Below are 23,529 nucleotides of genomic sequence, written 5' to 3' on the forward strand. Positions count from 1 at the left end.
GTTCAGCGACTGTGGACTGAGACGTCGAAGAAGTACAGCGACGACCGGTACACGTGGCGGCCGAGTTCGATCGCCTTGCCCATCTCGTTGTAGGCCACGCGCTGCATCACCAGGACGGCCGAGAGGTCGTCCTCGTGCAGCAGTTCGGCCTCGTCGCCTTCTGCCAGTCGTGCGCCGATGCGCTGCCGCGCCAGCTGGATGGTGATCCCGCGCGAGCGAAGGCACTGATACAGGCCCTTCTGGCTGAGTTCGTCCGGGGCGGGAGCGAAGTCGGCGGGCAGATAATTGGTGAGGATCGCGATCGGCTCGCCGTCGGCCAGGCGGAGCCGGCGCATCTGGACGACGGATGCGTCGTGGTCGATGCCCAACTCGTCGGCGATCTCCGCGCCGGCCGGGCCGAGACGGTAGTCGAGCAACTCGGTGGTGGGGGTTCGGCCGTCGTCCACCAGGTCCTCGTAGAGGCTGGTCAATTCCACGGCGCGGTGCACCTCGTTGCGCACCACCTGGGTGCCGACACCGCGTTTGCGGACCAGAAGGCCCTTGTCGACCAGCGCCTGGATGGCCTGCCGGGCGGTCGGCCGGGACATGCTGAGCCGCTTGGCCAGGTCGATCTCGTTCTCGATGCGATCGCCGGGCTGCAGCTTCCCGCCGACGATGGCGTGCTCCATCGCCTGGGCCAGTTGAAAGTACAGCGGGACGGGGCTCAGGCGATCGAGTTGGACGTCGATCTCGGTGGGACTCACGCTATTCATGTTAGGTCAATACCTCCACAGTCATCCTCACCTGCGCAGATGCGCGCCGCGGCGGGCCACTTCAATGTCCGGACATATGAGCGAGCGGGCGGTACCATCCAGTCGGAACGGGCGTCCGGGGCCGCCGCGAACCGCCTGGTTGGACGCTGTAGACAAACTTAGTCCCCTTAGATATATTGTACTGACAAACATACGCAATGTTGCTGACATCACGTCTGGCAACCGGCAGGAAGGGCCGCGACTCGATGACGACCCACGCACCGTTCGACCTGGTCTCCATCGGCCGGATCGGCGTCGACATCTATCCGCTGCAGGACGGCTTGGGGCTCGAGGACGTCGAGACCTTCGGCAAGTACCTGGGCGGCAGTGCCGCGAACGTCGCCGTCGCCGGCGCCCGGCACGGGCTGCGCTCGGCGGTCATCACGGCCACCGGCGACGACGCCTTCGGCCGCTACCTGCACCGGGAACTGACCCGCCTGCGCGTCGACAACCGTTACGTGGCCACCGTGCCCGAACTGAACACCCCGGTCACCTTCTGCGAGATCTTCCCGCCCGACGACTTCCCGCTGTACTTCTACCGGGATCCGATCGCGCCGGACTTGATGCTGGACGGCGACTCGCTCGACCTGGAGGCCATCTCCGACGCGGGCATCTACTGGTCCACGGTCACCGGCCTTTCCCGCGATCCCAGCCGCTCGGCGCACCACGTCGCCTGGGAGGCTCGCGGCCGCGCGCCGCGCACGATCCTCGACCTCGACTACCGCCCGATGTTCTGGACGTCTGCCCAGGAAGCCTCCGCGGAGGTGGGCAAGGCGCTCGAACAGGTCACGATCGCGATCGGCAACAAGGAAGAGTGCGAGGTGGCCGTCGGGGAGACCGAGCCCGACCGGGCCGCGGACGCGCTCCTGGAACGCGGACTGGAACTGGCCGTGGTGAAGCAGGGCCCGAAGGGCGTACTGGCCAAGACCCGTGACGAGCGGGTCGAGGTCCCCCCGTACTTCGTCGACGTGATCAACGGTCTCGGGGCGGGCGACAGCTTCGGCGGCGCCTTCTGTCACGGGCTGCTGCAGGGCTGGGGCCTGGAGAAGATTCTGCGTTTCGCCAACGTCGCCGGGGCGATCGTCGCTTCGCGACGCGAGTGCTCTACCGCCATGCCGACCACCGCCGAGGTGGAGACCATCCTGAAGGAACTGGACTGATATGACCGCCATCCCCCCGCTGTCGGCACCCGGGCCGATCAGTAACGACGACTTCGCCGCGCTGCGGCAGACGCGCATGGCCGACCCGGACGCCGTCGGGCGCGCCTTCGCCGGGCGCACCCGCCGGCCGGTGGTGCGCGGCGATTCCCGGCTGATGATCATCGCCGCCGACCATCCGGCGCGCGGCGCCCTCGGCGTCGGCACGGACCCGATGGCAATGGCCGACCGCTACGACCTGCTGCAGCGCATGGCCACGGCGCTCTCGCGTCCCGGCGTCGACGGGGTGCTTGGCACCCCGGACATCATCGACGACCTGGCCCTCCTCGGGCTGCTCGACGACAAGATCGTCGTGGGCTCGATGAACCGCGGCGGCCTGCGCGGCGCCGCCTTCGAGATGGACGACCGCTACACCGCTTACGACGTCCCGGCCATGACCCGCGACGGCCTCGACTTCGCCAAGGTCCTGGTGCGCTTCGACCTGGACGACCCGGGCACCGTCGCCACCATGGAGGCCACCGCCCGCGCCGTCGACGCGGCCGCCGCGGCCAAGCTGCCGATCATGCTGGAGCCGTTCCTCAGCCGGCGGGTCGACGGGAAGATCGTCAACGACCTGTCCGCCGACGCGGTGATCAACTCCGTCGCGATGGCCGCCGGCCTCGGCGGCAGCTCCGCCTACAGCTGGATGAAGCTGCCGGTGGTGGACGACATGGAACGCGTCATGGCGTCGACCACGCTGCCGACGCTGCTGCTCGGCGGCGACCCCAGCGGCGACCCGGAGACGGTGTACGCCTCCTGGAAGTCCGCCCTCGCCCTGCCCGGCGTGCACGGTCTCACCGTGGGCCGCACGCTCCTCTACCCGCACGACGGCGACGTCGTCTCCGCTGTCGACACGGCGACAGCCCTGGTCCACGGCTGAGGCCGCAGACCTTCGAAACCACCCACCCGCTCGCCCTCAGGGAGGCAACACCGATGACCATCACCACCGCTCAGTCCGTCGTCAACCACTGGATCGACGGCGGCCCCTACGAGTCGACCAGCGGCCGCACCGCCGACGTCTTCGACCCGGCTCTGGGCACTGCCACCAAGAAGGTCGCGCTGGCCGACAAGGCCGAGATCGACGCCGCCGTCGCCTCGGCGAAGGCCGCCCAGCCCGCCTGGGGATCGCTGTCGCTGGCGCGCCGGCAGAACGTGCTGTTCAAGTTCCGCGAGCTGCTCGAGGCGCGCAAGCCGGAGCTGGCCGAGATCATCACCGCCGAGCACGGCAAGGTGCTCTCCGACGCGCTCGGCGAGATCAGCCGCGGCCAGGAGGTCGTCGAGTTCGCCTGCGGTCTGTCCGAGCACCTGAAGGGCGAGTACAGCGAGCAGGTCTCCACCGGCGTCGACGTCTTCTCCACCCGCCAGCCGCTCGGCGTGGTCGGCATCATCAGCCCGTTCAACTTCCCGGCCATGGTGCCGGCGTGGTTCTTCCCGATCGCCATCGCCGCCGGCAACGCGGTGATCCTCAAGCCGAGTGAGAAGGATCCGTCGGCGTCGATCTGGGTCGCCGAGCTGTGGAAGGAAGCCGGTCTGCCCGACGGCATCTTCACCGTCCTCAACGGCGACAAGGAGGCCGTCGACGGCCTGCTGGAGCACCCCGACGTGGCCGCCGTCTCGTTCGTCGGCTCCACCCCGATCGCCCAGTACGTCTACGAGCAGGGTGCCAAGTTCGGCAAGCGCGTGCAGGCCCTCGGTGGCGCCAAGAACCATATGCTGGTGCTGCCGGACGCCGACCTCGAACTGGCCGCCGACGCCGCCATCAACGCCGGCTTCGGCTCGGCGGGCGAGCGCTGCATGGCGATCTCGGTGATCGTGGCCGTCGAGCCCGTCGCCGACGCCCTCATCGAGAAGATCACCGACCGCATGGCGAACCTGCGCGTCGGCGACGGCCGCCGCGGCAGCGACATGGGCCCGCTGGTGACGCAGGCGCACCGCGACAAGGTGGCTTCCTACATCGACATCGCCGTCGAGGACGGCGCCACCGTGGTGGTGGACGGCCGCGACGTGCAGCCCGACGGCGATCCGTCCGGCTTCTGGCTCGGTCCCACCCTGATCGACCAGGTCCCGGTCACCTCGCGCGTCTACACCGAGGAGATCTTCGGCCCGGTCCTGGCAATCGTCCGCGTGTCCAACTACGAAGACGGCGTCGAACTGATCAACGACGGCGCCTTCGGCAACGGCACCGCCATCTTCACCAACGACGGCGGCGCCGCCCGGCGCTTCCAGCGCGAGATCGCCGTCGGCATGATCGGCGTCAACGTCCCGATCCCGGTCCCGGTGGCCACCTTCAGCTTCGGCGGCTGGAAGGCCTCGATGTTCGGTGACACAAAGGCGCACGGCGCCGAGGGCGTCAAGTTCTTCACCCAGCTCAAGGCCATCACCACCCGCTGGCCCGACCCGGCCGACCGCGCCGCGCACGGCGGCATCAACCTCGGCTTCCCCGAGAACGACTGACACGCCTTTTCCAGGCGCGGACAATTCGACCCAGGAGGTAGACGACGATGACGCCCACCCCGAACGAGTGGTTTCACTCCCGCGGCAGCCTCGCCCGGGACGGATGGGAGTCGGTGGTCGACGGTTCCATCGACGGATGGAGCCATACCGGACTTCGCGTCGCGGTGCTCGACGGCGCGACGGCACTCGACCTGCCCGCCGGCGAGGTGGAACGGATCGTGGTGCCGCTGGGCGGCTCCTTCGATGTGGACCACGAGGGCACCACCACGCATCTGCACGGACGCACCGGTGTCTTCGCCGGCCCCACCGACGTCCTCTACCTCGGGTCCGGCACCGCGGCGGCGGTCCGCGGCACCGGCCGGGTGGCCGTCGCCGAGGCGCCCACCGCCGTGGTGAAGCCGACCGTCCACCTGTCCGCCGACCAGGTGCCGGTGGAGGTTCGCGGCGCGGGCCGGGACACCCGGCAGGTGCACAACTTCGGCACCCCGCAGGCCCTGGATGCCGCTGCTCTGATCGTCTGCGAGGTGATCACGCCGGGCGGCAACTGGTCCTCGCATCCGGCGCACAAGCACGACGAACACGTGCCCGGGCACGAGGCCCGGTTGGAGGAGATCTACTACTTCGAGGCCGCCCCGGCCCGGCAGTACGCCGACGCCGGGGTGGTCCCGGAGCGCACCGATGCCTTCGGCAGCTTCGTCACCTACTCCTCGGCCGCCGGCGAGATCGACACCAACGCGGTGGTCCGCACCGGTGACGTCGCGCTGGTGCCGTACGGCTACCACGGTCCGGCGATGGCCGCGCCGGAGTACGACCTGTACTACCTCAACGTCATGGCCGGCCCCGACCCCGAGCGGGTGTGGCTGATCAGCGACGACCCCGACCAGGCCTGGCTGCGCGAGACCTGGCCGCTGCACGACGCCGACCCCCGTCTGCCGTACACCGCCGGCGACGTATCCGAAGGAGCCCCGCGCCGATGACCACCACGCGCCGCATGACCGTCGCCCAGGCCCTGATCGAGTTCCTCGGTCACCAGTGGACCGTGGACGGCGATCACACCGAACGGACCGTTCCGGGCACCTTCGGCATCTTCGGGCACGGGAACGTGGCCGGAGTGGGCCAGGCTCTGCTGCAGTCCTCGGTCACCGAACCCGGCCTGATGCCCTTCTATCAGGCCCGCAACGAGCAGGCCATGGTGCACCAGGCGGTCGGTTTCGCCCGCATGCACCGCCGCCGCGCCACCCTGGCGTGCGCCGCCTCGGTGGGGCCGGGCGCGGCGAACATGCTGACCGGGGCGGCGCTGGCCACCGCGAACCGGCTGCCCGCGCTGCTGCTGGTCTCGGACACCTTCGCCACCCGCGTCGCCGATCCGGTGCTGCAGCAGCTGGAGCACCCGCACGACACCGGCATTCAGGTCTCCGACGCCTTCCGTCCGCTGTCGCGCTTCTTCGATCGCGTGCAGCGTCCCGAGCAGCTGTTCTCCATCGCGCTGGCCGCGATGCGGGTGCTCACCGATCCGGCTGAGACCGGCGCGGTGACCATCGCTCTGCCCGAGGACGTGCAGGCGGAGGTGATCGACGTGCCCGAAGCCTTCCTGGCCGACCGCGAATGGCACATCCGCCGGCCGCTCGCCGAGCGCGGTCCGCTGGCCCGCGCGGCGGCGGCCATCCGTGCGGCCGAGCGCCCGCTGATCATCGCCGGCGGCGGCGTTATCTACTCCGACGCCACCGACGCGCTGCGCGAACTGGCCGAGGAGATCGGCGTCCCGGTCGCCACCACGCAGGCCGGCGGCGGCTCCCTGCCCTGGGACCACCCGCTGAACCTGGGCGGCGTGGGCGCCACCGGCAGCGCCTCGGCCAATCAGATCGCGGCCGAGGCCGACCTGGTGATCGGCGTCGGCACCCGCTACAGCGACTTCACCACCTCCAGCCGCACCGCGTTCCAGAATCCCGGCGTCACGTTCGTCAACATCAACGTCGCCTCCTTCGACGCCTACAAGCACGGCACGCAGCTACCGGTGATCGCCGACGCCCGCGAGGCGCTGCATGCCCTGCGCGAGGAGCTGTCGGGCCTGCACGTCGACGACGGCTACGCGCAGACCGCCGCCGACGCCAAGCGCAAGTGGGACGCCCTGGTCGACGAGGCCTTCGTGCCCACCGGCGGCGAGCTGCCCGGTCAGCCGGAGATCATCGGCACCGTCCTGGAGGCGATGGACCCCGAGGACGTCATCATCCAGGCGGCCGGTTCCCTGCCCGGCGACCTGCAGAAGCTGTGGCGCCCTTCCGATCCGCTCGGCTACCACGTCGAGTACGGGTTCTCGTGCATGGGCTACGAGATCGCCGGCGGCCTCGGCGCCAAGCGCGGGCTGCTGGCCGACGGCGACGACCGCGACGTGGTGGTGATGGTCGGCGACGGCTCGTACCTGATGCTGCACACCGAACTGGTGACCGCGGTGGCCGAGGGCATCAAGCTGATCGTCGTCATCATTCAGAACCAGGGCTACGCCTCGATCGGTCACCTGTCCGAGACCGTCGGCAGCCAGCGGTACGGCACCCGCTACCGGTTCGCGACCTCTCCCGACGGCGATCCGGCGCACGTCACCTTCGAGCGCGGCGACTTCCTGCCGGTGGACCTGGCCGCCAATGCCCGCAGCTACGGCTGCGAGGTGATCGACATCGAGCCCGGCCCCGAAGCGCTCGAGGCCCTGGCCGCGGGAATCCGCACTGCGAAGGCCGCCGACGGACCCACGGTGATCCACCTGCACAGCGACCCGTTCGTCTACGCCCCCGAAGGCGACGGCTGGTGGGACGTCCCGGTGGCCGAGGTGTCCGAAATCGACAGCACCGAATCCGCCTTCGCCGAGTACACGGAGCAGCGCACGCGCCAGCGACCGCTCCTCGGCTGAACGCCGCTTCGCCGGCCGAGCGAACCCCTCGACGGTCGCGCGAAGTCGAGACCCACAAACCCCAGAACACCACGAAGGACCCCCGACATGACCGACACCACCGCACACACCGAAGGCCTGCGCATCGGCACCGCTCCCGACTCCTGGGGCGTCTGGTTCCCCGAGCACCCGCGCCAGACCCCGTACGAGCGCTTCCTCGACGAGGTCGCCGAGGCCGGCTACCACTACATCGAACTGGGCCCGTACGGCTACCTGCCGACCGACCCGGTGCGCCTGAAGGAAGAGCTGGACAAGCGCGACCTGGAGATCTCCGGCGGCACCATCTTCACCGGCTTCCACAAGGGCGAGGGCCAGTGGGACCGCGCCTGGCAGCAGGTTTCCGACGTCGCCACCCTGGTCCGCGCGATGGGCGCTGAGCACATCGTCGTGATCCCGGACCTGTGGCGCAGCGACCTCACCGGCGAGGCCCTGGAGTCGCGCACTCTCGACGACGAGCAGTGGAAGGCGCTGGCCGCCGGCCACGACAAGCTCGGCAAGGCCCTCCTCGAGGAGTTCGGCATCCGCCAGCAGTTCCACAGCCACGCCGACAGCCACGTCGGCACCACCGGCGAGGTGGAGCGGCTGCTGGCCGAGACCGACCCGCGGTACGTGAACCTGTGCCTGGACACCGGCCACTTCGCCTACTACGGCGGCAACAACGTCGCCCTGATGGAGCGGTACCCGGAGCGGATCGGCTACCTGCACCTGAAGCAGATCGACCCCGAGCTGATCTGGGAGGTCCTCAAGAACGACCTTCCGTTCGCCGACTCGGCCAGCAAGATCATGGTGGAGCCGCCGAACGGCATCCCGGACTTCGCACCGGTGATCGACGCCGCGGTGAAGATCAACCCGGAGATGTTCGCGATCGTCGAGCAGGACATGCCCGGCTGCGACATCGACCTGCCCGCCGGCATCGCCACCCGCACCCGGCAGCACATCTTCGGCTGCCACCCGCTCACCCGCACGCACTGATCACCCCACTCGCACAGCTCCACGGAAGGGCAACTCCCGACATGACCAACTCCGAACTGCGCGTCGGCGTCGTCGGCGCCGGAGCCATGGGCTTCGACCACATCAAGCGTCTCACCGCCACCATCACCGGGGCGCACGTCAGCGCGGTCGTCGAACCCGATGCCGGTCGCCGCGAGGCGGCCCTGGAGTACGCCCCGCTGGCGGGCGGCTACGCGAACATCGACGAGGCGCTGGCCGCCGGCGCGATGGATGCCGTGCTGATCGCTACGCCGGGACAGTTCCACGAAGCCGGCCTGCTGCCCTGCATCGCCGCGGGCCTGCCGATCCTGTGCGAGAAGCCGCTCACTCAGGATCCGGAGTCGTCGTGGCGCGTGCTGGAGGCCGAGATGGCCGGCGGCAAGAAGCTGATCCAGGTCGGCTTCATGCGCCGCTTCGACCGCGAGTTCGAGGCGCTGCGCGAGCTGATCGCCTCCGAACGGGTCGGCGAACTGCTGATGATCCACGCGGTGCACCGCAACCCGTCGGTGCCCGACAGCTACATCCAGCCCATGCTCATCACCGACTCGGTGGTGCACGAGTTCGACGTGGTGCCGTGGCTGGCCGGCGGCTCGGTGGCCTCCATCGAGGTACGGCACGGGCGGCGGAATCCGAACACCCCCGATCACCTGCGCGAGCCGATCCTGGTCCTGATGGAGCTCGACAACGGCGTGCTGGTGGACGTCGAGATGAACGTCTCGGTCCGCTTCGGCTACCAGGTGGCCACCGAGGCCGTGATGGCCGACGGCATCGCCCGGATCGGCCAGCCCTCCGGCGTGCAGGTGTGGCAGGACGCCACCTACTCGATCGGCGAGCACGCCGATTTCACCACCCGCTTCGTCGAGGCCTACGACCGTCAGGTGCAGGCCTGGGTGGACGGCGCCAAGCGCGGCGAGATCGCCGGCCCGACCGCCTGGGACGGCTACAAGGTGGCTGTCTGCTGCAAGGCCGGGGTCGAGGCGCTGGAGACCCCGGGCCCCGTCGCCGTCGAGCTGCCGCCCGTCCCCGACTTCTACGCCTGACCGCTCACCACCACAGGAGACGACGATGGTCCGCATCGCCCTCGACCCCACCCCGTACCACTCCACGCACGAGTTCCTCGACTTCTTCGATGTCGCGGCGGCCAACGGCTACGAGTGGATCCAGCTGACCCCGCACCCGGACTGGATTCCGTTCTTCGGTCATCCCCGCGTCGACGACGATTACGTGCGCAAGGTCCGGGAGCGCTCGGCCGCGACCGGAGTGCAGATCACCTCGCTGTTGCCCGTGCAGCGGCTGTCGTGGCCGGAGGAACCGCTGCGCCGGGCGGGGGTCCGCAATCTGACTCGCACCATCGAGATCGCGCAGGAGCTCGGGGTGTCGGTGATCAACACCGAGTTCTCCGGACGCCCTGAACGCGCCGAGGAGTCCGAGGCCGGGTTCTACCGGTCGATGGAGGAGCTGATCCCGGTCCTCGAGCGCGCCGGGGTGACGCTGAACATCGACCCGCACCCGGACGACTTCGTCGAAGACGGCCTCGCCGGCTGGCAGATCATCCGCGGCCTCAACAGCGACGCGGTGGGCTTCGTCTACGTCGCCAGCCATACCTTCCACATGGGTGATCGCGCGGAATCGCTGATCCCGGCGCTCGGGGACCGGCTCGGGGCGGTGTACTGCGCCGATACGTTCGACCACACCCGGTCGCACGGGCTGCGCTACATCACCAACCCGCCGGGCAACGCGGTCCGCGTCCACCAGCACCAGGAGATCGGTGACGGCGACGTGGACTGGGATCAGCTCTTCGGCGCCCTCGGCCGCAGCGGCTTCCTGGCGCGCGAGGACGCGATCCTGTGCTCCAACGTCTTCGGCGAGAACGAACGCGCCGACGAGGTCTCGGCGGCGCAGCTCGCCCGCATCCGCGAACTGATCGCCGCTCACTCCTGAGCCGGGTGGCCGGTCAGGTACCGGCGGCCATCGCGGCCGCGTCCTCGTCGCCGAAGGTGTCCTCCAGGACGGCCGGGGTGTAGTCGAGATCGATCTCGGCGACCGGACGGCCGCGGGCCGATTCGATCGCGCCCAGCCGGCGCTGCGCCCGGTCGGCCGCGTACGTGACGAACTCGTCGTTGTCGAACCCGAAGGGCATCTCGTCGAACTGCTCGTTGACCCAGGTGATCATGCCCAGGGCCAGCGGCATCAGCTCGCCCATCCGGGTGGTCACCACCTCCCACAGCGCATCGTCGGCGGCCACGTGGCGGCGGCAGGTGAACGTGCCCCAGGCCATGTGGCGGCGCTCGTCGTCGGCGATGTGCCCGATCAACTCCTGCATGCCCGGCAGGATGCCGTTCTCCACGCACACCTTGTTCCACGCGTAGTAGCCGGTCAGGGCGAGGCTGCCCTCGACGACGTGGTTGTAGGTGACGCTGGCGCGCACCTGATTGTGCGGTGACGGGTCGGTCTGCAGGATCCGCAGTGTTTGCGGCAGCTCCTCGTAGAAGATCTGGCGGTAGTAGGGGTTCTCGGCGACGTAGGCGTGCATGTCGTCGGTGAGGCCGACGGCGTCCATCCACAGGCGGAAGCCCTGCGCGTGCTTTGCTTCTTCCAGGCAGAACTGCGTCAGATACATTTCGTCGCCGAACCGGCCCTCGGCAGACATCGCGGACATGAACGGCTGGATGTCCTGGGTGACGGCCTCCTCACCGGCGACGAACTGCGACACCAGGAAGCACGCGCTGCGCCGCTGTTCGTCGGTCAGCCCGGCCCAGTCGGCGGCGTCCTGGGAGAAGTCGATCGCGGCCGGATCCCAGAACTTGCCGTTGCCCTTGGTGAAAAGACGCAGCGGGAAGGCATCCCAATGCAGGCCGCCCGCACTCAGAGAGGCGAACCCTTTCCGGCTGTCGGTCTGCGGAGAAAGCGTGGTCATCGGGCATCACCTCGGGCTGCGACGGCACCGTGCCGACTGGGCCGGCGGCGGGGCCGATGATTGCGACTGTGACCGAGACCATAGTCTCGACATCTGACAAGGACAATGTTCGTGGTGGGGAGGGTGTGTCGTGGCTTTGACGGTGAAGCAGTAACGGGCGGTGGTCACCGAGGCCGCCGACCTGCTGGGCGGGGGTTGGCAGGTGGCCGGCAAAGGCCGGGACACGGCGTTGATGCGGTCGGAGCCGCAGTGGTGGTTGCAGTTCGTGTATCAGGAGGCGACCTCCAGTGGGCGGATGGTGGCTTATCAGGGTTTGTTGTCGTTTCCGTTGCCGGCCACGCAGGTCGGGATGGGTGGGGTCGTCGGCGAGCGATTGAAGGTGCCTGATCGTCCGGACGTGCTTTTTCACGATGTCAGCGATCCGGCCGTGGTGGCCGACTTCGCCGCGGCGGCCGTGGAGTTGAAGCTCGAACCGTATCTGGACGTGCACCACGCCGCGGCGGTCTCGGAGGAGTATTACATCAAGAACTGCGCTGACGGCCGGGCGGACCGGATCTACCAGGGCATCGCGTTGCAGCACCTAGTAGCTCAGCGGGTGTTGTGCGGATCCCGGCCGTTACCAGACCTGATCGGGGACGTGCGTCGAGTGCTGGACGATGACCGCTTCCGTACCTACGGAATCTTCAGTGGTGGAAGCGCCAGCAAAAGTGAGGCAATCCTGCGGGCGTACTGGGAGGATCTGTATGCCCGCATGCAGACCGGTGATCGGGGTGCGGTGCAGGAGTTGCTGGCGCAGACGCGGGCCGATACGTTGCGCTCGTTCGGTCTCTCGGATTCGCAGATCCCCGATCCGGTCTTTCGCACCCTGGAGGTGCCCTGGTGAGTACATACGGTCTGGTCGTCATCGCTGACGTTCCCGGCAACGACGCCGCCGAACATCCGGTGGATCGAGTGACATCGGTGCTGCGGGACAGTTGGGGGTCAGGGTCGTGTCCGGTCGAGGATCTGGAGTACCAGATCGACCAGACGGCGACCGGTGTGCAGGTGTCGATCAATGTGCAGGGGATGGTCGCCGATCACCGCGAGGCCGAGTTCTTCACCGGCGTGCCCGCTGGTCGGGCAGTGATCTGCGAGGACGGCGACGAGTACGGCGTGGTCTTTCAGGTGTGGCGCCTCGATACCGGAGGCGGCCAGTGCCTGTACCGGGCCTACGTCCACGACCCCGACGCCGATCCCGAGCCGGCCACCGCAGCCCGCACGATCTCCGGGGCGGGCGCCGCTGAGGCTGCCGCGCAACTCTACGGCGTCGACGCCGGTGTTCTACTCGAACTGGAAGACGACCCCACCCCGGTCAGCGACGAACTCGGCGTCATCGGCACCCCGTTCGGCCCCTGGCTCGAACACTGCGGCCTCCAATGGCCGGATTTGTAAGGCGGGGTCGCCGAGGTCGCTTCTCGACGTACCTATCAAATGGCCTCTGCCGCAGTCTGATTGTGTTTACGGCTGGGTGCGCGCTGGTCTCGAGTTGCGCAGGACGGTGACCGCGAAGGCGGGTGCCGCATTGACGACAACCAGCGCAGCCGCACCGAGTGCGATACCGAGCCACGGTGCGGAGTCCCAGAGCAGGTCGCCGATCAGGAATGCCCCGATCAGGCTGAGTAGCCACCCGGCAGCTCGAGTTCGCCGGACGAGCGCACCATCAGCGGGTGGCCGTGTGGCGGGGCCAGCTGCCTGTCGCGGGTCGTCAGTGCGCCGATCCGCGGCGAGGGCCGACCACGAGTGCAGCAGCACGCTGGCAACCAGCGCCGCCACGACCGCGGTCGTCACCGTTGTGAGGTGACGGCCGCGGTGAGTCCGGTCGCCGCGGCGGTGACGGTCAGCACCGACGGCCACGCGCCGAGCTTCTTCGCCAGGGGGTGGGAGACGCCGAAGGCGCCCAAGTAGGCGGCGGACAGGCCCGCCGTCACCGCGGGGCCGCGCTGCAGCCAGCTGCGCCCGGCCACCACGCCCGCCGCGGCCAATGCGACGCCACCGAGTTCGCGCCGTCCGGTGTAACGGGCGACGGCGTAGCCGCCGATCAGGCCGGCGGCGACAGCGGGAACCGAAGGATCGATACTCATGGTTTCACCCTAGTCGTCGCGCCGAACTAGAACACGTTCTAACATGGTGGCGTGGACGCGACATACTACGAGGAAACCCAGGCCGCTCTGATCACCGACGAGGGCGTGATCCGATACCACGAGGCCGGCGAGGAGAACGACGACGTACTGCTGCTGCTGCACGGCAGTGGCCCCGGCGTGAACGGCTGGCGCAACTACCGCGGCAATCTGGCCTTCTTCGCGAAGACGCACCACGTCTACATCGTCGAGTTCCCCGGCTTCGGCGTCTCCGACCCGGTCGAGGGCCACCCGGTGCTGACCGCAGGCAAGTCGGTGATCCGGTTCATGGATGCCCTCGGGATCTCCTCCGCCGCGGTGGTCGGCAACTCGATGGGCGGCGTCGTCGGCATCAACCTGGCCATCAAGTACCCGGACCGCATCACCAAGCTGGTCACCATCGGCGGCGTCGGGCCCAACGTCTTCAGCTCCAGCCCGAGTGAGGGGCTGCGGCTGCTGCAGGAGTTCACCGATGCGCCCGACCGCGACAAGCTGGTCCGCTGGCTCACCTCGATGGTCTACGACCGCTCCCTGGTGACCGACGAGCTGATCGAAGAGCGCTGGGAAGCGGCCACCGATCCGGAGGCGCAGAAGACCGCCGCCATGATGTACAGCTCGGCGGCCTTCGAGATGCAGCAGAAGTTCATGGCCGACGCCGACATCGCGCCCTACTGGGCGATGATGCACAAGGTCAAGTGCCCGACCCTGCTGACCTGGGGCCGGGACGACCGGGTGAGCCCCCCGGACATGGCGATGGTGCCGATGCGGCTGATCCCGAAGGCGGAGCTGCACATCTTCCCCGAGTGCGGGCACTGGGTGATGATCGAAGCCAAGGAAGCCTTCGAGTCGACGGTCGCGGCCTTCCTGGCGCGCTGACGACCGGGGTCGTCGTCGTGCATGCGCACTGACTTCGATCAGCGGCGCACCCACTTCGGAAATCCACACTCGGCAGAATGCGCGTACCCGAAGTGGCGCTGCCGGACGGGCGGCGTCCCACGGCTCAACTCGCGCGGACCTGCCGCACCCGGTCGCTCACCAGAGCGGTGAGGAAGCGGACGCCCAGACCGAGCAGCACCAGGGACGTCGCCATCTGCGCGGAGACGGCGATCCGGGCACCCTGGCTGACGGCGTCGATGTCGCCGAAGCCGGTCGTGGTGAACACGGTGAGGCAGAAGTAGAGGGCGTCCACGCGGGTCAGCTTCTCGTTGAAGCTGCCCGGCGCGTAATCGGAGAACAGGAAGTACACCGTCGCGAAGGCGACGATGTAGAAGCCGGCGACTGCGGTGAGCAACTCCAGAGCGACGGGCACCGGATGGCGGGAGTGCCGGAACTGCCAGACCTCCCAGCCGCAGAAACCAGCCAGCATCAGCGCCCCGACGGCCAGGCCTACCAAGTTCCAACGGCTCTCGTGGTTGATCGGCAGCAGGAAGTAGCCGATCAGCAGAACGGTCGCGGCGAACAGCGGCCGCAGGATCGCAGCGGCCACCCAGCGCTTGTCCAGAGGCAGAGTCGACGGCGGCGGAGACGACGGCGGCGGAGAAGCGGTCATCTGTCCATCGTCGTCTATTCCACCGGCGACGGGGCCGACTGGCCATCCGCGGTGTGCCGCCGGTCTTCGCCGCCCGATCGGGACAGCGCGCTCGGCCACCAGATCCGGCGGCCGGCGTCCAGGGTGACCGCGGGCACCAGCAGCGACCGCACCACCAGCGTGTCGATCAGCACGCCCACGGCCACCAGGAACGCCACCTGCGCCAGGAACAGCAGCGGAATCACCGCCAGCGCGGAGAACGTGGCCGCCAGCACGATGCCTGCCGCACTGATCACGCCGCCGGTGTTGGTCAGCGCGATGAGCATGCCCTTCTCGGTGCCGTGGATCTTCGCTTCCTCCCGGGCGCGCGTCATCAGGAAGATGTTGTAGTCGATGCCGAGCGCCACCAGGAAGACGAAGGCGAACAGCGGCACCACCGGGTCGGCGCCCGGGAAGCCGAACGGGCCGTTGAACATCAGCGCCGCGATGCCCAGGGTGGTGCCGAACGACAGCACCGTGGTCGCCAGCAGCAGGATCGGCGCGGCCAGCGCTCGCAGCAGCAGGATCAGCACGGCCAGCACCACGATCAGCACCACCGGGATGATCAGGTTCCGGTCGTGGGCGGCGGTGATCCGGGTGTCCAGATCGACCGCCGTCGAGCCGCCGACCAGGGCGCCGGGCATCCGGTTGAGGCGCTCGCGCAGCTCGGCGACGGTGTCCTGGGCGGCCAGCGAATCCGGGTCGTCACTCAGCGTCACCTGCACCGCGGCGGTGCCGTCGTGCACCACCGGGGCGCCGTTCTCTTCCAGCACCGCGGCCGAGGCGACGCCGGTGGTGGCATCGGCGACCTCGGCGGCGGGTTCGGCGTCGGTCTGCGGGACCAGGATCCACGTCGGGGTGCCCGAGCCGGCCTCGAAGTGGCGGGCGTGCAGTTCGGCGCCCTCCACCGACTCCACCTGGCCGAGGAAGAAGTCGTTGGTGGCCACGCCGTCGGAGCGGAACATCGGTGCGAAGGCGGCGCCGATCAGCAGCACCAGCAGCGTCACCGCCCACACCTTCCGCGGGGCCGCGGACACGAAGCCGGCGATCTTCTGCCAGATCCGGTGGGTGCCGCCCTCGGCGGCTTCGTCGCCGGTCGCCGGATGCGGGCGGCGCGGCCAGAAGGCGGTGCGCCCGAACAGGGCCAGCACCGCCGGCAGGAAGGTGATCGACGCCAGGAACGAGGCCGCGATGCCCAGGGCGGCGATCGGGCCCAGGCTGCGGTTGGAGTTCAGGTCGCTCAGCAGCAGGCACAGCACGCCGAGGATCACGGTGCCTGCGGACGCGGCGATCGGCGGCAGGGTGGCGCGCCAGGCGGTGCGCAGCGCGACTCCGGCGTCGTCGATCTCGGCGAGGGTCTCGCGGTACCGGGCCACCAGGAGCAGCGCGTAGTCGGTGGCCGCACCGAACACCAGGATGAACAAGATGCCCTGGCTCTGGCCGTTGAGTTCGAGCACACCGGAGTCGGCCATCCAGTAGACCAGCCCGGAGGCCAGGGCCAGCGCCAGGATCGCCGAGATCAGCACCACGATCGGCAGGATCGGGGAGCGGTAGACGACGATCAGGATCAGCAGCACCAGCGTGCCGGCCACCAGGAGCAGCAGACCGTCGATCCCGGCGAAGGCGCCGGACAGGTCGGCGGCCTGCGCGGCCGGTCCGGTCACCGCGACCACCAGGCCCGCCGGCGGATCGGCCAGCGCCTCGCGGAGTTCGGCGACGGGTTCCTTGGGTTTGCCGTCGGTGGAGATCGGCACGAACTGCTGCGCGGCCTGCCCGTCCGAGGACGGCAGCACCGGCGAGAACGCGGGGCCGAAGCCCGGGGTCCCGGCCAGCGGTGCGGTGGCCTGCGCCAGGAACTCCCGGTCGGCGGCGGTCAAGCCCGCGGGATTCTCGGCGACGACGATGGCCGGGAAATAGTCGGTGTCGGTGAAGGCGGGCAGCTGCTCGGCGACCTTGGTCGACTCGGCCGAAGCGGGCAGGAAGGCGCTCGCCTCGGTGGTGGTGACCTGGCTCAGCTTGCCGGCGAGCGGACCGGTGGCACCGCCGATGCCGAGCCACACCACGATCGCGACCGCCGGCAGCAGCCAGCGGGCGATCGCCTTGATCCGGGGGTTCACCAGATCCGCACCCGGGCCTCGGGCGCCAGGTAAAGGCGCGACTCGACCGGGACCTCGAAGGCGTCGTAGAAGGCGTCGACGTTGCGGACCACGCCGTTGCACCGGAACTCCGGCGGTGAGTGCGGGTCGATCGACAGCCGCCGGATGGCCTCCTCGTCGCGGGTCTTGGTCCGCCAGATCTGCGCCCAGCTGAAGAAGACCCGCTGCTCGCCGGTCAGGCCGTCGATCACCGGCGGCTGCTGCCCGCTCTTCTCGCCGGCGATCCGGTAGGCCACGAGCGCGATCGACAGGCCGCCGAGGTCGCCGATGTTCTCGCCGAGGGTGAACTCGCCGTTGACCTTGTGCTCGGGATCGAGCCCGTCCGGGGTGTACTCCGAGTACTGCGCGGCCAGCGCGGTGGTGCGCTTGCCGAACTCGGTGCGGTCGTCGTCGGTCCACCAGTCGACCAGGTTGCCCTCGCCGTCGTACTTGGCGCCCTGATCGTCGAAGCCGTGACCGATCTCGTGGCCGATCACCGCGCCGATACCGCCGTAGTTGGCGGCGTCGTCGGCGTCGGCGTCGAAGAACGGCGGCTGCAGGATCGCGGCGGGGAAGACGATCTCGTTCATGCCCGGGTTGTAGTAGGCGTTGACGGTCTGCGGCGTCATGAACCACTCGTCGCGATCGACCGGTCGGCCGATCTTGGCCAGCTCACGGTCGTTCTCGAAGGCGGAGGCGCGGCGCACGTTGCCGATCAGGTCGTCGCGGTCCACCTCCAGGGCGCCGTAGTCGCGGCTGCGCGCCGGGTAGCCGATCTTGGGGGTGAACAGGTCGAGTTTGGCCAGCGCCCGTTCCCGGGTGGCCGGGGTCATCCACTCCAGGTCGCTGATGTTGCGGCGGTAGGCCTCGATCAGGTTGTCGATCAGCTCGTCCATCCGGGCCTTGGCCGCCGGCGGGAAGTGCTTGTCCACGTACAGTTCGCCGACGGCGAAGCCCACCGAATCCTCGACGAAGCCCACGCCGCGCTTCCACCGGTCCCGGTTCACCGGGGTGCCGGTCAGGGTGCGGCCGTAGAAGTCGAAGTTCTCGTCGACGAACGCCGACGATAGGTAGGGCGCCGCCGCCCGCAGCAGTCGCCAGGTGAGCCAGGTCTTCCAGTCGTCCAGGGGACGCTCGGCGACCAGTTGCGCCGCGGCGGTCACGAACGACGGCTGCCCGACGTTCACCTCGGCGAAGGTCGCGGCGTGTTCACCGTCGCGCGACAGCAGGGCCCCGGTCCACGCGTCGACGTCGAATCCGGGGGCCGACTCGACCAGCTGATCGCGGCTGTGCAGGTTGTAGGTGGCTTCGGCATCCCGGCGCCGCACCACGTCCCAGTGGTGCGCGGCCAGCGCGGTCTCCACCTCGAGCACCGTCGCGGCTGCGGCCTTCGGGTCCTCGATCCCGGCCAGGGCGAACATCCGCTCGGTGTGCGCCAGGTAGGCCTCGCGCGTCGCGGCGTGCTTGTCCTCGCGGTAGTACGACTCGTCGGGCAGACCGAGTCCGCTCTGCACCAGGTGCACCAGATACCGGTCGGAGTTCTTGGAGTCGGTGTCGACGTAGTAGCCGAACAGGCCGGTCACGCCCTGGCGCTGCAGGTCGCCCAGCACGCGTGCGAGCTCCGCGGTGTCCGCGATCGCCGCGATGCGCGCCAACTCGTCGGCGATCGGCGCGGCACCCAGCTCCTCGAGGCGCTCGACGTCCATGAAGGACGCGTACAGATCACCGATCTTGCGTGCGTCGGAGCCGGGCTCGCCGCCGCCGGACGCGCAGGTCTCGATGATCTCGCGGACGTGCTCTTCGGCATTGTCGCGCAGGACGTGGAACGCGCCGTCGATGCTGCGGTCGTCGGGGATCTGGTGCTCGGCCAGCCACCGGCCGTTGACGTGGGAGAATAGGTCGTCGCCCACGGCGTGGGAGTCGTCGATCCACTGCAGGTCCAGGCCGGAGGTCTTCGTCGCGTCGTTGGTCACGTCCCCCATACTGCCGGACCCGGCGGTCATTCACCGAGGGCGGAGTCCATCGCCCAGATCAGCACCTCGGCCGCGGTGAGCGCGGTCAGTGCGGTGCCGCCCAGATCGGCGGCCCGCAGGGTGTCGGCGGGGCCCAGGGTGGCGCCGGCGGTCTCGACCGAACCGGCGGCCACGAACAGGTGGGTGAAGCGTGCGGACGGCACCCGCACCTGCTCGCCCGCGCGCAGGCGTCCCACCCACAGGGTCGCCGAGGCGTTGCCGATCCGGATGGCCGCGTCGTGGGCCCGGTTCCCCGACGCCAGGGGGAGCAGCCCGCCCGCGGCGAGCTCGGAGGTGACGTCGCGCTGCTCGTAGCCGGGCTCGGCGCCGGATTCGTCGGGCAGCAGCCACATCTGCAGGTAGTGGGCGGGCGCGTCGTGCTCGGCATCGTCGTTGCGTTCGGAATGCAGGATCCCGGTGCCCGCGCTCATCCGCTGCGCCAGTCCGGGATAGATGACGCCGCTGTGCCCCTGCGAATCCTGGTGCACCAGCGACCCGGACAGCACCCAGGTGACGATCTCGGTCTCCCGGTGCGGATGGGTGTCGAACCCCTGCCCCGGAGCCACCGTCTCGTCGTTGTGAACCAGTAGCACGCCGTGATGGGTGTCGGTAGGGTCGTAGTGGTCTCCGAACGAGAACCCGTGCCGGGACGTGAGCCATGCGGTGCTGGTCAGAGCGCGTTCGGTACTCCGGATGATGTGCAGGGACATGTTCCCATTATCAACGGAGACCTGATCGTGACCAGTTAGACGCCGGACCGTAAACGGCACGAGTGGCTATACCCTGTTACTAGAGTGAAGACTGTGACTATGAGTCTGCGGTCGTGGCGTTCCGCGATGGTGCTGTGCGTCAGTACCGTCTGCGTGCTCGCCATGGTCGCCTGCGGCGGCGAGGACAACAGCGAACCCGCCAAGGCCGCCCGGGCCTTCACCGCGGCCATGTCCAGCCAGAATGTGGACGCCACCGCCGACCTCACCACGTCGCCCTCCCAGGCCGCGGACTCGCTCAGTGTGAGTTTCGCCGGCATGCACGCGCGCACCGTCGAGGCCAGCGTGCTCGACACGGTCGAATACAGCGACGGCACGGCGTCGTTCTCCATGCGCACCACCTGGAAGTGGTCCGACGACCGGGAGTTCACCACCAAGACCAACGGCAGCCTCCGGCGGCTGTCCACCGGCTGGAAGGTCCAGTGGGAGCCGGGCCTGCTGAACACCGGCATGCCGATCGGCGGGCGCCTGCAGATGGTCCGCACCGACGCCACCCCGGCGCCGACCGTGCGCAGTACCTCGGGCAAGACCTTCATGCAGATGCAGCCGGTCAACGAGATCATCATCAACCCGGCCGCCACGCGGAACCTGCAACGATCGGTGAACTCGCTGGCGGCGGCCATCAAGCCGATCGCCCCGCTGGTGACCGCGCAGGTGATCAACGACAAGATCGTGGCCGCACAGGGCGGGGAAGCCGTGGCCGTGACGCTGCGCGACCCGGACATGAAAGTCCTGGCCTTCGACCCCGAGCGGATCGCGGGCGTCACGATCGTCAAAACCGGCATGCTGGTGATGAAGGACCGGCGGCTGAGCACGCCGCTGTCGACCGGGCTGACCAACTACTGGCAGGCCGTCCGCGATGCCACGGCCGGCTGGCAGGTCCAGCAGGCGGCGGCCGGGGCCAGACCGGAGAAGCTGGCCGGGGAGCAGGGTCGCGCCGGACCGGACATCATGACCACCGTCAATCAGTCCGAACAGCTGACCCTCGGCGACGCGGTGGTCGAGGTGGCGCAGCCGGCCACCATCATGACCCTCGACGCCGACAGCGGGGCGATCCTCGCGATGGCGCAGAACAGCGCCGCCGCGCAGCGCCGCATCCTCGCCGACGTCGCCTACCCGACCGGCAGCACTCTCGATCCCGTGTTCGGGGCGCTCGACGCGACGTCGAAGACTCAGGAGGAGGCCGACCAGCGGCTGCATCACCTGGGGCTGGGCCTGACCTTCACCGTTCCGGGCGTGGCCGCTCCCCGGGACGGCGGAGGGTCGTCGGTCGCCGCCGCCTCGTTCCGCCCGCAGGACTTCACCGCCACCATGCTCAACATGGGGGCGCTCGGCGTCTCGATCGCCCGGTTCTCCGGCGGCGACGTCGACTCGGTGGCACCCCACCTGATCAAGGGCTTGGAGACCAAGGTCTCCGGCGGCGACCTTGGCAAGCTGGATGCGGACACCACCCGCCGGATCGCGGCGGCGATGAGCGCCACTGCGCGCACCGGCGACGCCGGCGACATCACGGGTGCGCCGGGACTGCGCGCCCTGGTCGGCACCAACGGCCCGGACGGCCCGGGATGGTTCGTCGGGATCTCCGGCGGCAAGGTCCTCGTCGTCTACTGCGAGGGCGCCCGCTCGGGCACCGCTGCCCTGCAGGTGGCGCAGAAGTACTACCGGCTCGACTGAGCGGTGAGGCTGGTTCTTCCTTCTCGCCGGCTGAGCGGCGGGGCTGATCCTTCTCTCGCCGGCTGAGCCGGTCGAGCCCCGCTGGGGAGCGTGCCTTCCTCGCGCCTGAGCCGGTCGAGCCCGCTGGGGCGAGAGCGTGTCGAAGCCGTGTGCGTTGATTTCGACTGCGCTCAATCAGCGGCTACGGCGCTCAATCAGCCGGCTACGGTGCTGAATCGGCGGCTACGTCGTTCGGTCGACGGGAGCGGACCACCGCGGCCAGCAGGCGCCAGCCGAGCAGCAGGACGGCCGTCGCGATCGACGCCACGACGACGAAGGCCGCCGCCACACCGCCGCCGGAGGCGGAACGCACCAGCATCCCGATCACGACGGTGCTGATCCAGATCACCACCCCGGCCGGCCACAACCGTTCGGGCGACCAGCCGGTGAACGCACCCGCCACCGGGGCGCGGCCGCGGGCGACCGCGAGCGTGATCAGCCAGCCGATCGCCGCACCGACCAGGAACGGCCATGCCGTCTGCCACACCCCGGAGACGCCCAGGTGCTCGTCGTGACTGGACCGGCCGACGGCGGCGAAGACGCAGATCACCACGATGTCGCAGATCGCAGCCAGGCCGAGCGTCTTCGCCGGGGCCCGGCGAGCGGCCGGATCGTCCGCTGCAGGAGTGGTCATGGCTCCCACGCTAGCTGCGCGATCGGGTCAGGCGGTGGCCGGGCCGGGCTCGATGTCGCCTTCCTCACGCTCCATCGCGTGCCGGATGTCGTCACGCGAGCCGATGGCGGCCCGGTAGCGGAAGACGATCACCACCCAGCCGATCAGTGAGACGAGCAAGTAGCTGATGATCCGGTAGATCAAGACGGCGACGATCGCGTCGGCGGTCGGCATGCCGGACGGAACGAGGGCGGCCACCAGAACGGCGTCCACCACGCCGATACCGCCCGGCAGCAGCGGGATGAAGCTGCCGGCCGCCTTGCCGAGGGAGTAGGCGACCATCAGTGCCGCGAAGCCCGGGTGCGCGCCGATGGCGTAACAGGCGAAGGCCAGGCACGCGACGTCGGCGATCCAGTTGAACAGGCTCCAGCCGAACGCCTCACCGGCGTCCCGCCGCCGCAGGTGAACTGCGCGCAGTTGCCCGAGAATGCGGTGGAAGCGGTCGGTGCCGTGGTCCTCGGGCTTGTCGCGGAATCCGTTCACCCAGCTGAGGACGCGCCGCCCGAGGCCCTCGAGGGACTCCGGGTGAGAGGCCAGGTACTGCATCACCACGACGAAGATGATGAAGCTCGCGATGCTGATCACGACCGAGAACGGGTTGGTCTGGGCGCCGGTGAGCAGTGCCCCGCCCAGCAGGAGGATGGCCAGACCGACACCGGCGAGCAGCCCGGACATCACCAGCTGCCAGGAGGCGACCACCGGGCTGGCGCCCCACTTGCGGCTCTCCCGGTAGATGAACGCGGGCGCGAAGACCTGGCCGCCGGGCATGGTCTGCGAGATCGAGTTGGAGGCCAGAATCACCGCGAGGGATTCGCGCTGGCTGACGTGCACCTTCGCCGAGCGCATCAGGATCCGCTGTACCTGGGCGTAGCTGTCCATCGACAGCAGCGCGGCGACGATACAGGCGAGGACCCACCACCAGCGGATGTCGCCGAGTCGACTCCCCAGATGACCCTCGTGCCAGGTCGGGGCGAGATGCGGCCAGGCGATGCGGGCCTCGATCGCCAGGATGACGACGATCAGGATCGGGGTGGCGATGCGGAGCCAGCGTTTCCAGTTCCGCTGTCGGCCGCCGTCCTTGCCGGCGGGTTCGGCGTGATCGGCGGCCGGACCGTCGCCGTCCACCGCGTCCGGTTCCGGATTCGCCCCGACCGCCGGGGTCGGTTCCGGCTGCCCGGTCGCGCCGGCGTCTCCGGTCTGGTCGGCCATGGTCGTCA

General features: G+C 69.4%; 22 protein-coding genes. 12 read left to right on the top strand and 10 right to left on the bottom strand.

Going from position 1 to position 23,529, the window contains the following annotated elements:
• Positions 1 to 2: 2 nt before the first annotated feature.
• On the bottom strand, positions 3 to 752 hold the full coding sequence (locus ABD732_RS02400; RefSeq protein ID WP_344780197.1) for a GntR family transcriptional regulator: 750 nt from the start codon (positions 750 to 752) through the stop codon (positions 3 to 5).
• A 245-nt stretch (positions 753 to 997) separates the two neighbouring features.
• Between ABD732_RS02400 and iolC the strand changes: the two genes are divergently transcribed.
• The 8 genes from iolC to ABD732_RS02440 all read left to right on the top strand — a co-directional run bounded on the left by iolC (position 998) and on the right by ABD732_RS02440 (position 10,313).
• On the top strand, positions 998 to 1,951 hold the full coding sequence (iolC, locus tag ABD732_RS02405; RefSeq protein ID WP_344780199.1) for a 5-dehydro-2-deoxygluconokinase: 954 nt from the start codon (positions 998 to 1,000) through the stop codon (positions 1,949 to 1,951).
• Between the two features lies 1 nt (position 1,952).
• On the top strand, positions 1,953 to 2,867 hold the full coding sequence (locus ABD732_RS02410) for a Cgl0159 family (beta/alpha)8-fold protein (RefSeq protein ID WP_425552963.1): 915 nt from the start codon (positions 1,953 to 1,955) through the stop codon (positions 2,865 to 2,867).
• A 53-nt stretch (positions 2,868 to 2,920) separates the two neighbouring features.
• Positions 2,921 to 4,441 (top strand): CoA-acylating methylmalonate-semialdehyde dehydrogenase, encoded by a 1,521-nt coding sequence (locus tag ABD732_RS02415; protein WP_344780201.1) that lies wholly within the window; start codon positions 2,921 to 2,923, stop codon positions 4,439 to 4,441.
• A gap of 47 nt (positions 4,442 to 4,488) precedes the next feature.
• Positions 4,489 to 5,418: a 5-deoxy-glucuronate isomerase gene (gene iolB / locus ABD732_RS02420; protein WP_344780203.1), complete on the top strand. Its 930-nt coding sequence runs from the start codon at positions 4,489 to 4,491 to the stop codon at positions 5,416 to 5,418.
• On the top strand, positions 5,415 to 7,343 hold the full coding sequence (gene iolD, locus ABD732_RS02425; protein WP_344780205.1) for a 3D-(3,5/4)-trihydroxycyclohexane-1,2-dione acylhydrolase (decyclizing): 1,929 nt from the start codon (positions 5,415 to 5,417) through the stop codon (positions 7,341 to 7,343). The genes iolB and iolD overlap by 4 nt, the downstream gene beginning before the upstream one ends.
• An 87-nt stretch (positions 7,344 to 7,430) precedes the next feature.
• Complete coding sequence (locus ABD732_RS02430; protein WP_344780207.1) at positions 7,431 to 8,354, top strand: sugar phosphate isomerase/epimerase family protein; 924 nt, start codon at positions 7,431 to 7,433, stop codon at positions 8,352 to 8,354.
• A gap of 41 nt (positions 8,355 to 8,395) precedes the next feature.
• Positions 8,396 to 9,412 (top strand): Gfo/Idh/MocA family protein, encoded by a 1,017-nt coding sequence (locus tag ABD732_RS02435; protein WP_344780209.1) that lies wholly within the window; start codon positions 8,396 to 8,398, stop codon positions 9,410 to 9,412.
• A gap of 25 nt (positions 9,413 to 9,437) precedes the next feature.
• Complete coding sequence (locus ABD732_RS02440) at positions 9,438 to 10,313, top strand: sugar phosphate isomerase/epimerase family protein (protein WP_344780211.1); 876 nt, start codon at positions 9,438 to 9,440, stop codon at positions 10,311 to 10,313.
• A 13-nt stretch (positions 10,314 to 10,326) separates the two neighbouring features.
• Here the strand turns inward: ABD732_RS02440 and ABD732_RS02445 are convergent, their stop codons facing one another.
• Entirely contained in the window at positions 10,327 to 11,289 is a 963-nt protein-coding gene (locus tag ABD732_RS02445) for a R2-like ligand-binding oxidase (protein ID WP_344780213.1), read from the bottom strand.
• 160 nt (positions 11,290 to 11,449) lie between these two features.
• On the opposite strand from ABD732_RS02445, the gene ABD732_RS02450 reads away from it, so the two are divergent.
• Both ABD732_RS02450 and ABD732_RS02455 read left to right on the top strand, forming a co-directional pair.
• Entirely contained in the window at positions 11,450 to 12,172 is a 723-nt protein-coding gene (locus ABD732_RS02450; RefSeq protein ID WP_344780215.1) for a hypothetical protein, read from the top strand.
• Complete coding sequence (locus tag ABD732_RS02455; RefSeq protein ID WP_344780217.1) at positions 12,169 to 12,720, top strand: hypothetical protein; 552 nt, start codon at positions 12,169 to 12,171, stop codon at positions 12,718 to 12,720. Before ABD732_RS02450 ends, ABD732_RS02455 begins: the two co-directional genes overlap by 4 nt.
• A 66-nt stretch (positions 12,721 to 12,786) precedes the next feature.
• On the opposite strand, the gene ABD732_RS02460 is transcribed toward ABD732_RS02455, so the two are convergent.
• Both ABD732_RS02460 and ABD732_RS02465 read right to left on the bottom strand, forming a co-directional pair.
• The gene (locus tag ABD732_RS02460; protein WP_344780219.1) at positions 12,787 to 13,116 is read right to left on the bottom strand and encodes a hypothetical protein; all 330 of its coding nucleotides are present in this window, start codon (positions 13,114 to 13,116) and stop codon (positions 12,787 to 12,789) included.
• Positions 13,113 to 13,409 carry a hypothetical protein gene (locus ABD732_RS02465; protein ID WP_344780221.1) on the bottom strand — a complete coding sequence of 99 codons (297 nt, stop codon included), beginning with the start codon at positions 13,407 to 13,409 and terminating at the stop codon, positions 13,113 to 13,115. The genes ABD732_RS02460 and ABD732_RS02465 overlap by 4 nt, the downstream gene beginning before the upstream one ends.
• A gap of 51 nt (positions 13,410 to 13,460) precedes the next feature.
• Here ABD732_RS02465 and ABD732_RS02470 point away from each other — a divergent pair, with 51 nt between their 5' ends.
• Entirely contained in the window at positions 13,461 to 14,321 is an 861-nt protein-coding gene (locus tag ABD732_RS02470; protein ID WP_344780223.1) for an alpha/beta fold hydrolase, read from the top strand.
• A gap of 124 nt (positions 14,322 to 14,445) precedes the next feature.
• On the opposite strand, the gene ABD732_RS02475 is transcribed toward ABD732_RS02470, so the two are convergent.
• The 4 genes from ABD732_RS02475 to ABD732_RS02490 are packed head-to-tail and all read right to left on the bottom strand — an operon-like array spanning position 14,446 to position 19,869.
• The gene (locus ABD732_RS02475; protein ID WP_344780225.1) at positions 14,446 to 14,994 is read right to left on the bottom strand and encodes a potassium channel family protein; all 549 of its coding nucleotides are present in this window, start codon (positions 14,992 to 14,994) and stop codon (positions 14,446 to 14,448) included.
• Positions 14,995 to 15,008: 14 nt separating this feature from the next.
• On the bottom strand, positions 15,009 to 17,132 hold the full coding sequence (locus ABD732_RS02480; protein ID WP_425552968.1) for an MMPL family transporter: 2,124 nt from the start codon (positions 17,130 to 17,132) through the stop codon (positions 15,009 to 15,011).
• Positions 17,126 to 19,120, bottom strand: coding sequence for a M13 family metallopeptidase (locus ABD732_RS02485; protein ID WP_425552964.1), 1,995 nt, complete (start codon positions 19,118 to 19,120; stop codon positions 17,126 to 17,128). Before ABD732_RS02485 ends, ABD732_RS02480 begins: the two co-directional genes overlap by 7 nt.
• 26 nt (positions 19,121 to 19,146) lie before the next feature.
• Positions 19,147 to 19,869 carry a pirin family protein gene (locus ABD732_RS02490; RefSeq protein WP_344780229.1) on the bottom strand — a complete coding sequence of 241 codons (723 nt, stop codon included), beginning with the start codon at positions 19,867 to 19,869 and terminating at the stop codon, positions 19,147 to 19,149.
• Between the two features lie 99 nt (positions 19,870 to 19,968).
• Between ABD732_RS02490 and ABD732_RS02495 the strand changes: the two genes are divergently transcribed.
• A complete protein-coding gene (locus ABD732_RS02495; RefSeq protein WP_344780352.1) occupies positions 19,969 to 21,600 on the top strand; it encodes an NTF2-like N-terminal transpeptidase domain-containing protein in 1,632 nt (543 codons plus the stop codon).
• A 202-nt stretch (positions 21,601 to 21,802) separates the two neighbouring features.
• Here the strand turns inward: ABD732_RS02495 and ABD732_RS02500 are convergent, their stop codons facing one another.
• Positions 21,803 to 22,273: a DUF3054 domain-containing protein gene (locus ABD732_RS02500; protein ID WP_344780231.1), complete on the bottom strand. Its 471-nt coding sequence runs from the start codon at positions 22,271 to 22,273 to the stop codon at positions 21,803 to 21,805.
• A gap of 27 nt (positions 22,274 to 22,300) precedes the next feature.
• Positions 22,301 to 23,521, bottom strand: coding sequence for a lysylphosphatidylglycerol synthase transmembrane domain-containing protein (locus ABD732_RS02505; RefSeq protein WP_344780233.1), 1,221 nt, complete (start codon positions 23,519 to 23,521; stop codon positions 22,301 to 22,303).
• Positions 23,522 to 23,529: the final 8 nt, after the last annotated feature.

The sequence above is a fragment of the Gordonia caeni genome (genome assembly GCF_039537105.1).
In the GTDB taxonomy this organism is placed as follows: domain Bacteria; phylum Actinomycetota; class Actinomycetes; order Mycobacteriales; family Mycobacteriaceae; genus Gordonia; species Gordonia caeni.

Excerpts from the sequence above, each read along its gene's own strand:
- ABD732_RS02400 (WP_344780197.1), bottom strand. The coding sequence starts at position 752 with ATGAATAGCGTGAGTCCCACCGAGATCGACGTCCAACTCGATCGCCTG.
- iolC (WP_344780199.1), top strand. The coding sequence starts at position 998 with ATGACGACCCACGCACCGTTCGACCTGGTCTCCATCGGCCGGATCGGC.
- ABD732_RS02410 (WP_425552963.1), top strand. The coding sequence starts at position 1,953 with ATGACCGCCATCCCCCCGCTGTCGGCACCCGGGCCGATCAGTAACGAC.
- ABD732_RS02415 (WP_344780201.1), top strand. The coding sequence starts at position 2,921 with ATGACCATCACCACCGCTCAGTCCGTCGTCAACCACTGGATCGACGGC.
- iolB (WP_344780203.1), top strand. The coding sequence starts at position 4,489 with ATGACGCCCACCCCGAACGAGTGGTTTCACTCCCGCGGCAGCCTCGCC.
- iolD (WP_344780205.1), top strand. The coding sequence starts at position 5,415 with ATGACCACCACGCGCCGCATGACCGTCGCCCAGGCCCTGATCGAGTTC.
- ABD732_RS02430 (WP_344780207.1), top strand. The coding sequence starts at position 7,431 with ATGACCGACACCACCGCACACACCGAAGGCCTGCGCATCGGCACCGCT.
- ABD732_RS02435 (WP_344780209.1), top strand. The coding sequence starts at position 8,396 with ATGACCAACTCCGAACTGCGCGTCGGCGTCGTCGGCGCCGGAGCCATG.
- ABD732_RS02440 (WP_344780211.1), top strand. The coding sequence starts at position 9,438 with ATGGTCCGCATCGCCCTCGACCCCACCCCGTACCACTCCACGCACGAG.
- ABD732_RS02445 (WP_344780213.1), bottom strand. The coding sequence starts at position 11,289 with ATGACCACGCTTTCTCCGCAGACCGACAGCCGGAAAGGGTTCGCCTCT.
- ABD732_RS02465 (WP_344780221.1), bottom strand. The coding sequence starts at position 13,409 with ATGAGTATCGATCCTTCGGTTCCCGCTGTCGCCGCCGGCCTGATCGGC.
- ABD732_RS02475 (WP_344780225.1), bottom strand. The coding sequence starts at position 14,994 with ATGACCGCTTCTCCGCCGCCGTCGTCTCCGCCGCCGTCGACTCTGCCT.
- ABD732_RS02490 (WP_344780229.1), bottom strand. The coding sequence starts at position 19,869 with ATGTCCCTGCACATCATCCGGAGTACCGAACGCGCTCTGACCAGCACC.
- ABD732_RS02495 (WP_344780352.1), top strand. The coding sequence starts at position 19,969 with ATGAGTCTGCGGTCGTGGCGTTCCGCGATGGTGCTGTGCGTCAGTACC.
- ABD732_RS02500 (WP_344780231.1), bottom strand. The coding sequence starts at position 22,273 with ATGACCACTCCTGCAGCGGACGATCCGGCCGCTCGCCGGGCCCCGGCG.
- ABD732_RS02505 (WP_344780233.1), bottom strand. The coding sequence starts at position 23,521 with ATGGCCGACCAGACCGGAGACGCCGGCGCGACCGGGCAGCCGGAACCG.